The organism is Ralstonia mojiangensis (assembly GCF_023955645.1).
GTDB classification, from domain to species: domain Bacteria; phylum Pseudomonadota; class Gammaproteobacteria; order Burkholderiales; family Burkholderiaceae; genus Ralstonia; species Ralstonia mojiangensis.
This window is the reverse complement of record NZ_JAMXHU010000003.1, coordinates 404,675-414,018: the sequence shown is the minus strand read 5'-3', so window position 1 is coordinate 414,018 and position 9,344 is coordinate 404,675. Positions and strand designations below refer to the sequence as shown.

The 9,344-nt window shown below is 63.6% G+C and carries 13 protein-coding genes; 12 read left to right on the top strand and 1 reads right to left on the bottom strand.

The window, feature by feature from the left end; translation table 11 throughout:
* Positions 1–381 precede the first annotated feature (381 nt).
* Positions 382–585, bottom strand: coding sequence for a 4Fe-4S binding protein (locus NG898_RS26220; protein WP_420803693.1), 204 nt, complete (start codon positions 583–585; stop codon positions 382–384).
* A 21-nt stretch (positions 586–606) separates the two neighbouring features.
* On the opposite strand from NG898_RS26220, the gene NG898_RS14020 reads away from it, so the two are divergent.
* From NG898_RS14020 to NG898_RS13965, 12 genes are all read left to right on the top strand, one after another.
* Complete coding sequence (locus NG898_RS14020) at positions 607–2,484, top strand: terminase large subunit (protein ID WP_420803692.1); 1,878 nt, start codon at positions 607–609, stop codon at positions 2,482–2,484.
* Between the two features lie 107 nt (positions 2,485–2,591).
* A complete protein-coding gene (locus tag NG898_RS14015) occupies positions 2,592–3,794 on the top strand; it encodes a phage portal protein (protein ID WP_252692838.1) in 1,203 nt (400 codons plus the stop codon).
* On the top strand, positions 3,760–4,518 hold the full coding sequence (locus NG898_RS14010) for a head maturation protease, ClpP-related (RefSeq protein ID WP_252692837.1): 759 nt from the start codon (positions 3,760–3,762) through the stop codon (positions 4,516–4,518). The genes NG898_RS14015 and NG898_RS14010 overlap by 35 nt, the downstream gene beginning before the upstream one ends.
* A gap of 66 nt (positions 4,519–4,584) precedes the next feature.
* Positions 4,585–5,841 carry a phage major capsid protein gene (locus NG898_RS14005; protein ID WP_252692836.1) on the top strand — a complete coding sequence of 419 codons (1,257 nt, stop codon included), beginning with the start codon at positions 4,585–4,587 and terminating at the stop codon, positions 5,839–5,841.
* 68 nt (positions 5,842–5,909) lie between these two features.
* Complete coding sequence (locus tag NG898_RS14000) at positions 5,910–6,266, top strand: hypothetical protein (protein WP_252692835.1); 357 nt, start codon at positions 5,910–5,912, stop codon at positions 6,264–6,266.
* Positions 6,267–6,269: 3 nt separating this feature from the next.
* Positions 6,270–6,824, top strand: coding sequence for a head-tail connector protein (locus tag NG898_RS13995; protein WP_252692834.1), 555 nt, complete (start codon positions 6,270–6,272; stop codon positions 6,822–6,824).
* 3 nt (positions 6,825–6,827) lie between these two features.
* Positions 6,828–7,154, top strand: coding sequence for a phage head closure protein (locus NG898_RS13990; RefSeq protein WP_252692833.1), 327 nt, complete (start codon positions 6,828–6,830; stop codon positions 7,152–7,154).
* Between the two features lie 2 nt (positions 7,155–7,156).
* On the top strand, positions 7,157–7,657 hold the full coding sequence (locus tag NG898_RS13985) for an HK97 gp10 family phage protein (protein WP_252692832.1): 501 nt from the start codon (positions 7,157–7,159) through the stop codon (positions 7,655–7,657).
* Positions 7,647–8,000 carry a DUF3168 domain-containing protein gene (locus tag NG898_RS13980; RefSeq protein WP_252692831.1) on the top strand — a complete coding sequence of 118 codons (354 nt, stop codon included), beginning with the start codon at positions 7,647–7,649 and terminating at the stop codon, positions 7,998–8,000. Before NG898_RS13985 ends, NG898_RS13980 begins: the two co-directional genes overlap by 11 nt.
* Before the next feature lie 63 nt (positions 8,001–8,063).
* A complete protein-coding gene (locus tag NG898_RS13975; RefSeq protein WP_252692830.1) occupies positions 8,064–8,717 on the top strand; it encodes a phage tail protein in 654 nt (217 codons plus the stop codon).
* Between the two features lie 4 nt (positions 8,718–8,721).
* Positions 8,722–9,036: a phage tail assembly chaperone gene (locus NG898_RS13970; protein WP_252692829.1), complete on the top strand. Its 315-nt coding sequence runs from the start codon at positions 8,722–8,724 to the stop codon at positions 9,034–9,036.
* Positions 9,037–9,101: 65 nt separating this feature from the next.
* Positions 9,102–9,344: a DUF1799 domain-containing protein gene (locus NG898_RS13965; RefSeq protein WP_252692828.1), complete on the top strand. Its 243-nt coding sequence runs from the start codon at positions 9,102–9,104 to the stop codon at positions 9,342–9,344.

The following is a 9,344-nucleotide window of genomic DNA, read 5'->3' as shown; positions in this document are numbered from 1 at the left end:
GGGGGGGTCGCGGGGGGGGGCGGGGGGGGGGGGGGGGGGGGGGGCGGGGGGGGGGGGGGGCCCCCCCGCCGATGGGTGGGGGTGTCGAAAGTCTGGAGGCCGAGGTGCCCGGGACCGTCCGTCCAGGTCGGTTTTGTAGACGGCCGATTTTGGAATAGGGGGGGTCTCACTGGCAGGCTGTGAGAGCGCCGATCTGACAGCCTGCTACGTTTTTCGGCCGATTCGCCGAAAGGAACGCTCTATGAACCCGCTAGATACGCTGCTGGGCGACAACTCGCCCGACGAGCAGTTTCCAGCTGCCTCTGCCGGTGGTAAGGCAGTTCGTTCGCCGCCACCGCCGCCGGGCACAAAGCTCTCGCCGACAGAGCGCAAGGTGTGGGACTACATCTGCCAAGCGTTGCGTGAAGAAGGGCTGCCGCACCTCACTGCCGGCATTGCAATCGCTGTCGTGTGCAAAACGTTCATCCGCTGGGTGCGCGCCGAAGCTGAGCTGCAGAACTTCGAAGCCGGCAACAACAACTCGTTCATGGTGGTCACGCCGAACGGACATAGCCAGCCGCACCAGCTGTACTTCGTGACGCGCACGCTGAAAGGGGAGCTCTTGAAATGGTTGCCGGAGAGCTGCCTGACACTGCCGTCGTCAGTGATGGCGAGGGCGAAGCTGGGCGACGAGGGGATTCAGGACGACCTGTTCGGCGATCTGCTGGAGCACGCGCGCGCCGAACGGACCGCCGTGATCGCGCGCGCCGCACGCGGAAGCAAGTTGACCGCCTGACACCTCCGGCGGAATCGCAGCAGGAATGGGACAGGGCATATGGCCTTCCCGTGTTGCGCGGCGAAATTGTTGTTGGCGAGTATGTCTACCTTGCCGTCGAGCGACATTACCGCGACCTGGTCGACGGTGCGAAGCGCGGGCTCCAATTCGACACGGCCGCGGCCTGGCACGTAATCCAGTTCATCGAACGATTCTTCGTTCATATCAAGGGGCCGCTGGCGCGCGAGCCGATCCTGCTCGACCCCTGGCAGAAATTCTGGACGGCGGTGCTGTACGGTTGGAAGACTGCCGCAGGCCTGCGCCGATTTACGCGCGGCTACGAAGAGGTCGCACGTAAGAACGGAAAATCGACCTGGAAGGGGCCGCAAGGCGCATACCTGTTCATGATGGACGGGGAAATTGGCGCCGAGGTGTACGCAGTGGCCACCACACGCGACCAGGCCATGTCGGTGTTTAAGCCGGCATTCGATAATTTCCGGCGCTGGGCCAAACGCTCGGCAGGCGTGAAACGGTCATTCAAGATTCACGAGGGGCGCAATCTCGAGCAGATCACGTTCGACAGCGCGGTGTTTAAGCCGCTCCCGGCTAACGCCGAGTCGCTCGACGGTCTGAACCCGTACGCGATCCTGTTCGACGAGCTGCACGCGCAGAAGACGCCGGACGTCTGGGACGTTATGGAGACCGCGCTCGGTGCGCGCGATCAGCCGTTACTGTCCGCGATCACCACGGCGGGTTTCATTCTCGATGGCATCTGCGTTGATCAGCGGCGATACCTGATCGAAGTGCTGCGCGGGGAGCGCACCGACGATTCGTATTTCGGCTACGTCTACACGATCGACGTCGACGACGATCCATTCGACGAGCGTGTCTGGATTAAGGCGAATCCGGGCCTTGGCAGCTCGAAGCGCATCGAGTACATGCGCGACATGGCGCGTAAGGCGGCGTTTCTGCCGAGCGCGTTGGTCAACTTCCTGACCAAAGACCTCAACGTCTGGGTGAATTCGGCCGACGGTTGGATCAGCCCGCAGGCGTGGGACAAGGGCGCCAAGCCGTTTGATATTTCGACGCTCGCCGGTCGCAAGTGCTACGGGGGTCTCGACCTTTCTGCGACGCAGGATTTGACCGCGTTCTCGCTGGTATTCCCGCCGGCGGATGACGATCCGGATGGCGAGTGGCACGTGCTCGTCTGGACGTGGTGCCCGCAGGAGCGCGTTGACCAACAATCGGATCAAAAAGACGAGCGTGCGCGCTATTCGCGCTGGGTCAGAGACGGCTGGCTTGAAGCTACCGAAGGCGTGATCGTCGACTACCGGCCGGTGAAGGCTCGCATTCTGGAAGCGCGGCGGATGTTCGACGTCGTCGAGATCGGCTACGACGAATGGAACGCTGCGCACCTGGTGAATGAGCTGCTCGAAGAGGGACTGGTGATGGTGAAGGTGCCGCAGAACACGCAAGGCATGTATCCCGGGGCACGCCGCTTCGAAGAGCTGATCTACAACAAGCAACTCCGCCACGGAGGTAACCCCGTGCTGCGGTGGGCGACGCTCAACGTGGCGTTGCTGTTCGATACGAATGGCAATTTCCGGCCGGACAAAAAGCGATCGAAGGGGCGCGGCCGCATCGATCCGGCAGTGGCCACGGTTATCGCCTTGAGCCGCGCCGTTGCCATCGAACCTCAGCAACCCGAATCCGGGATCATCGTGCTATGACACAGAGTTGGTACAACGAGGCGCGGGTGCGCCAGCCTGGGTCTGTCGTGCTCAATGCTTGGCGTGAGCAACGCCAGGCGGAGCGCGCGCAGGCGCAGGTAAAACCGGTGCCGGTGTCGGATATCCGCAGCGGCACCGAAGCCTATGGCTGGCTGACAGGTGGCGTGGGCGGCGCAGGTCGCCCGGTTTCCGAACGGACGGCCATGAGCATCGGTGCGGTGTATGCATGCGTCTCCCTCATCGGCGGCGCACTGGCGTCGCTCACGCTGGAGACCTACAAGCTGGTCGACGGCATTGGAGAAGCGCATCGACCGGATCTCTGGTGGCTGCTGAATGAGGAAATGCACCCGCGCTGGGCTGCGCCGGTCGGGTGGGAATTCGGTGCGCAATCGCTCCTGCTGCACGGCGACATGTTCATGCGCATTGGTCGCCCGAGCCGATATTCACCGAACGTCGTTTCGCTCAAGCCGTATCACGCGCTGCAAGTTGACCCCCAGCCGAGCGCGGACAGGGAGCGGCTCCTGTATTACCTCTGGGATGAGGACGGCAACGTCGAGGTGGTCGACCAGGACGACATGATCCATGTGCCGGGCCCAGGATTTGACGGCCGTCGCGGCATGTCGCAGATCCGGCATGTCTTGCGCCGCTCGGTCTCCCTTGCCAACGTCGGCGGCGAGCAGGCCGAATCCATGCTCGACAACATGCGGCCGGATTTGGTCCTCACGCAAGACAAAGAGTCAAAGAAGCTCGAGGGCGGCGACATCGACAAGCTGCGCGAGCAGTGGTTGCAGCGTTACAGCGGGCCGGCCGGCAAGAACGGAGCGCCCGTGGTGCTGACCGGTGGCATGGACATCAAGCAGATCAGCATTACTCCCGAGGATGCGCAGCTGCTGGAGATGCTCCAGCTTTCGGTGGAAGACACGGCGCGGATTTTCGGTGTGCCGCCGTACATGATCGGCTACACCGACAAAACCACCGGGTGGGGTAGCGGCGTCGAGCAAATGGGCATCGGCTTCGTCAAGTACACCATGCAGCGCCATCTGGTGAAGATCGAGCAGGAATTGAACCGCAAGATCTACCGCGGCAACCGCGGCGTGTTCGTCGAGTTCGACACCGAGACACTCGAGCGCGGCGACCTGAAATCACGCCTCGAAGCTGCGCGTATCGCATACGGCCGAGCCGGAGAGCCCGGCTGGATGACGCGGACCGAGGTCCGTCGGCGCTTCAACCTGCCGGCTCCGAAGGCGGGCGACATTTTCAATGAAGGAAAGGGCGATGCGCCAAAACAAAATCCTCCAGCTGCTGAGTGACAACCGCGCCGCTGCGCGCGTATTCAACGTCGTCGCCAGCGGCGATAACGAGGTGACGGTGTACCTGTACGACTACATCGTTTCCGATGACTGGTGGGGCGGTGTATCGGCCACAACGTTTGTCAAAGAGCTGGCCGGAATTACCGCCGACGTCATCCACCTGCGTGTCAATTCTCCCGGCGGCGACGTCTTCGCCGCGCGCGCCATGGAGACAGCGCTTCGTGGGCACTCCGCCAAGGTGATCGCGCACGTGGATGGCCTGGCCGCCAGCGCGGCGAGCTTCCTGATCATGGCCGCCGACGAGATCGAAATATCGGATGGCGCATTCCTGATGATCCACAAGGCCTGGACGGCGCTGTGGGGCAACGCCGACGACCTGCGTTCCGAGGCCGATTTGCTCGACAAGATCGATGCAACGCTCGTCAGGACCTACGAACAGCGCAGCGGCCAGTCCGCGGACGATATTTCTGCCTGGATGACCGCGGAAACGTGGTTCGGCGCAGACGAGGCAGTCGAAAAGGGATTCGCCGACCGCAAGGCCGATGCATCGGCGCAGCCGTCAGCGAAGGCCTCCGCCTGGAATTTGCAGGCCTACTCGAATGCGCCGAAGCCCGCCAGCAATGAGCCTGCTGCGCCTGTGAACGCGCCCGCGCAAACGACGCGCGCGCAGGCGCCTGATTTCTCGGCCATGCGCCGCCGGCTCGACCTGGCACAACGAACCTGACGCGCTCCCGCGTCGGCCTGGGCCGCCCATTGGGCGGCCTTTTTCTTTTCTACCTCCGGAGATTTCATGTCCAAAAGCATCCAAGCGTTGCGGGAGCGCCGTGACGCCATCGCGAAGAACATCAACAGCCTGATGGAGAACCATCAAGGCGATAAGTGGGGCGCCGAGCAGCAAAAGGCCTATGACGATGGCATGCGCGATCTCGACAACGTCAACGCCGAGATCAAGCGCCACGAAGACTACCTGGCCCGTCTGGGCGAAGAAGCGGCAAATGGCCGCCCGGACGGTCTGATCGACGCAGCCGTGCGCACGCCGGGTGCTCACAGCGAGGAATCGCGCGCGCTGCGCGCATACCTGACCGGCGGCTATGCAGCCATGGAGCAGGAGGATGTGCAGCGTGTGCGTGCCCGTCGCAGCCCCGACATTCAGGCGGCCATGTCGACGACGAACCCGGCCGAGGGCGGCTACACCGTGGCGCAGGAGTATTACCGCCAGCTGACCGAGGCCATGCGCGCCTTTGGCGGCCTGCGCAACCTGGCCACCGTGATTCAGACGTCGACCGGTGCCGACATGAATTTCCCGACGGCCGACGCGACGGCCGAGGAAGGCGAAATCGTTGGTCAGAATGCCCAGGTGAACAAGCAAGACACCACGTTCGGCAACACCGTCCTGAAGGTGTTCAAGTACAGCTCGAAGTCGATCGCCGTTCCGTTCGAGCTCATCCAGGACAGCATGTTCGACATCGAGCTCTACATCCGCAGCCTGCTCGCGATGCGCCTGGGCCGGATCACCAGCAAGCACTACGTCATCGGCGACGGCGTAACCCAGCCGATGGGCATCGTGACCGCCTCGCCCGTCGGTAAGGTCGGAGCAGCCGGCCAGGTCACCAGCGTCCTCTACGACGATCTTGTCGACCTGGAACACAGTGTCGATCCGATCTACCGCGCGAACCCGAAGGCTGGCTGGCTCATGCACGACCAAACCATCAAGGCGGTGCGCAAGATCAAGGACACGACCGGTCGCCCGATTTTCGTGCCCGGGTACGAGCAGGGCAACCCGGGCGGCGCGCCGGATCGCCTGCTCAACCGTCCGCTGACAGTGGATCAGGCCATGCCGACAATGGCTGCGAACGCCAAGTCGATCGCCTTCGGCGACTACTCGAAGTACATGATCCGCGAAGTGATGGATCTGACCATGTTCCGCATGGCCGACTCCAAGTACATCGAGTACGGGCAGATCGGCTTCGTGGCGTTCAACCGTCAGGGCGGCAACCTGGTCGACGGTGGTGGCGCGGTGAAGACCTTCCAAAACCCGGCCGCGTAACAACGCGGTCATCCGAAAGCGTGGTGCGGTCCTGGTGACCGCGCCAACCGAGAACGAGGTATTCGAACATGGCAAAAAATCAAGCTGCCGCGACCGCGGCGCTCTCGGCCCAATCGGGTGGGGTGGGGGCGGCGGGAGCGCCGCAGGACCAAACGGGCAAGCAGGACGATGCGAAACTCCAAACCGGTCAGCTGGGCTCGGGTGACGCAGACAAAGACCAGGTGCAGCGCGAAGGTGCTGCCAGCACGAAGCCGAGCGCACCGCAGCAGAAGACGCAGAAACGGGTTCGGGCCCGCGTGTTGGTGGAGGGTCGTTTTGGTCTGCCGAACGATGTTGTCGAAGTCGATGACGACACGCTTGCTACCGCCGCTGGTGAGCTGTGCGCGCACCCGGCCTCCGTTGCATACGCACTGTCGCTGAAGTAAGCCATGCGCATCGTGATCCAGCCGCCGGCCGAGGAAGCAATCAGCCTCGCCACGGCGAAGACGCACCTGCGTATCGAGGACGGCGAGCTGGATTCCGGCGGCGAAGCACTGTTGCTTGCCGCGATCGAGGCCGTGCGCCAGATGGTCGAGCACGAACTGATCCGGCCGCTGCTGCCGCAGACATGCATGGTGCGTGCAGATAGCCTAACCGCTCAACTGCGCTTATGGAATGACGTTACCAGCGTGACGAAGGTTGAATATCGCGACGGCAATGGCGAGGAGCAGCAATTCCCGCTCGATCGCTGCAGCGTCCGTGACGCCGGCACCTTGGTGCTGCGTGGAGACCTGCCGAAAGACGCTACGGGCGTGCGTGTCACTTTCGCGTGCGGGGCATGGGCAGAGCCGGCAGCCGTTCCGCGTTCCGTCGTGCAGTGGATGCTCTTGCAGCTCGGCACGCTCTCGCAGGTTAGGCAAAGCGTGACCTACGGCCAGACGTTCGCGGTGCCGGGCCCATTTGTTGGCCGCTTGCTAGACCCGTTTCGCCTAGTGGAGATCTGACGTATGGATTTCGGACGCAACAGTCGGCGGATCGAGCTGCAGCGACGTGTGCAGGGGCGGACGCCATCGGGGCAGCCAACCGATACCTGGGAGACGGTCGCGCGGCCATGGGCCCGACCGTTGGGGCAATCCGGTCGCGAAGTCATTGCGGCAGGACGTGAGACCGCCACCCGGCAGCTCAGCTTGCGCATTCGGTACCGGGCAGACGTGACCGCGACTTGGCGGGTGATCTACCGCGGCAAGCCTGCCGATATTCAGGCCGTCCTGCCCGATGAAATCAATCGTGAGCACGTCGACCTGGTCGTCGCGCTCGGCGCCAGTGAGGGGTAATCATGTTCGAGTTTAGCGGCGATGTGCTCGCGGGTCTCGAGCAGCTCGGCGACGATGTGGAGGAGCATGTTGTTCGGTCGGTTGCACACGCCGGCGCGCTGGTCTTTTACGACGAAGCGCGCAAGCTGGCGCCTATCTACCGCGGCACCGAAAAGAAGGGTGTGCGGCCTGGCCAGCTGCGTGAGGCGATTTACCGCGCGTACGCGGATCAGCAGTCGACAGCCGGCGAGGCGGTCTACCGCATTTCGTGGAACGCGAAGAAGGCGCCGCACGGTCACCTGATCGAAAACGGGCACTGGCTTGTGCGCAAGGTCGACGGGCGCAAGAAGCGCATTCAGTGGGTGCCGCCGCACTCGTTCATCCGGCGCGCCTATGACCAGGCGCCGGCCGCCCTCGAAGCCATGCGCCAGCGGGCCGTCGAAAAGATGGCGCAGGCTTTGCGGCGGTCCGTGGTGGACGATTTTGGTAATGAGGTTGTCGCCGAGGTGCCCTATGACGGTTGAGGCGGAAATCTGGAGAGCCGTCGCGCCCATCGTCTCGGACCGCGTGTTTCCCGACGAAGCACCGGCCGATACGGTCCTGCCGTACGTCACCTATTCCCAGATCGGTGGCCGCGCATTCACGTTCCTCGCAGGCCTGCCCGATAAGCGTAACGGGCGCTTTCAGTTCAACGTGTGGGCCAAGACACGCGATGAAGCCAGCACATTGATGCGTGCCATCGCAGACACGCTCGAGCTGGACGATGTGCTGCAGGCCACGCCGCTCGGTGAGCTCGCTGCAACGCTGGAGCCCGAAACCAAGCTGCGCGGCGCCACACAAGATTTTTCGATCTGGTTTCCGCGGTAGCGCCTGCCGCGCCCGCAATTTTCTGCCCGCCTTGTGCGGGCTTTTTCATTTCTGGAGATCACCATGGCAGTTCGCCTTCCCAACGGCACAACGTTCGCCATCGCTTCGGCCTATGGCGTTGCGAAGCCGTTCTCGGCCATTACCAACGCCAAGCCGCCGCACGTCACCAGCGTGGGGCACGGCTTGGCCGACGGCGCAATCGTCGAGATCTTGTCTGGCTGGTCCAGCCTCGACGGGCGTGTCGCCCGCATCGATACCTCGGCCGCCGACGATTTCACGCTCGAAGGCTTCGATACGACCAACGTGTCGAAATACCCGGCGGGTACAGGCATCGGCTCGGTGCGAGCGGTGCAGGCGTGGCAGCAAATCAGCCAGGTCCTGAGTTCGGCCGCTTCGGGCGGCGAGCAGCAGTTTTACAACTACTCGTTCCTGGAGGACACGGGCGACGAGAAGCAGATCCCGACCATCCGCAGCGCTCGCTCGTTCGCGCTGACGATCGCTGACGATCCGAGCCTGCCGCACTACGCGGTGCTGGAAGCGGCTGATGACGACCGCGAGCCGCGTTCCATCCTGATGACGTTGCCGGGCGGCTCGAAGCTCTACGCCCGCGCCTATGTGTCGTTCTCCAAGGTGCCCACCACCACCAAGAACGAAGCCATGACCATCGCGGTGACGCTGTCGCTCACCGGCGAAGTCACCCGCTACGCAGGAGCCTAAACCGATGTTCCAGATCAACCCGAACCCGACATTCACCACAACGGTCGATATTCCGGCGGCTGGCGGCCGCGTCGAGAAGCTCAAGCTGACCTTCAAGCACAAGACCCGCGACGACGCGCTCGAATACCTCCGGCGTCCCGGCAGCGAGGGCGAAGACGACGCCTCCGTGCTGCTCGAAATCATTGCGGGCTGGGAAGACGTCGATGCGGAGTTCTCGCGCGAGGCGCTCAACCAGGTTGTGCAGAACTACCCGGGTGCACCGCGCGCCATCTTCGATGCGTACGCGGCCGAACTGATGGGGCAGCGCCGGGGAAACTGATCGAGGCGGCACGCCGGCTGTACTGGCGGCCGCACGATGTCGACCAACTCGCCGGCTTCGGCTTGATGGCGGAAGACTTAGAGCCCGAGCCTGTTGCCGTGTGGCCGGATAACGCCACGACGGTCGAGGTGTTTGCGCATCTCGGTACGCAGTGGCGGATCGGCGCGCGCGGCCCCATCGGGCTGGATTACGCGGCGATCCCGGTCGTGCTTCAGCTCCTGCAGGTCGCTGCCGACCAGCACGCCGAGGTTTTCGCAGGCATTCGCATCATGGAACACGCCGCGCTGGAAGAAATGAACGGGGAATGA

Bases quoted from the DNA above. Each gene is read 5' to 3' on its own strand.
- NG898_RS14000 (WP_252692835.1), top strand. From the start codon at position 5,910: ATGGCAAAAAATCAAGCTGCCGCGACCGCGGCGCTCTCGGCCCAATCG.
- NG898_RS14020 (WP_420803692.1), top strand. From the start codon at position 607: ATGGTTGCCGGAGAGCTGCCTGACACTGCCGTCGTCAGTGATGGCGAG.
- NG898_RS13965 (WP_252692828.1), top strand. From the start codon at position 9,102: ATGGCGGAAGACTTAGAGCCCGAGCCTGTTGCCGTGTGGCCGGATAAC.
- NG898_RS13985 (WP_252692832.1), top strand. From the start codon at position 7,157: ATGTTCGAGTTTAGCGGCGATGTGCTCGCGGGTCTCGAGCAGCTCGGC.
- NG898_RS14005 (WP_252692836.1), top strand. From the start codon at position 4,585: ATGTCCAAAAGCATCCAAGCGTTGCGGGAGCGCCGTGACGCCATCGCG.
- NG898_RS13980 (WP_252692831.1), top strand. From the start codon at position 7,647: ATGACGGTTGAGGCGGAAATCTGGAGAGCCGTCGCGCCCATCGTCTCG.
- NG898_RS13970 (WP_252692829.1), top strand. From the start codon at position 8,722: ATGTTCCAGATCAACCCGAACCCGACATTCACCACAACGGTCGATATT.
- NG898_RS13975 (WP_252692830.1), top strand. From the start codon at position 8,064: ATGGCAGTTCGCCTTCCCAACGGCACAACGTTCGCCATCGCTTCGGCC.
- NG898_RS13990 (WP_252692833.1), top strand. From the start codon at position 6,828: ATGGATTTCGGACGCAACAGTCGGCGGATCGAGCTGCAGCGACGTGTG.
- NG898_RS13995 (WP_252692834.1), top strand. From the start codon at position 6,270: ATGCGCATCGTGATCCAGCCGCCGGCCGAGGAAGCAATCAGCCTCGCC.
- NG898_RS14010 (WP_252692837.1), top strand. From the start codon at position 3,760: ATGCGCCAAAACAAAATCCTCCAGCTGCTGAGTGACAACCGCGCCGCT.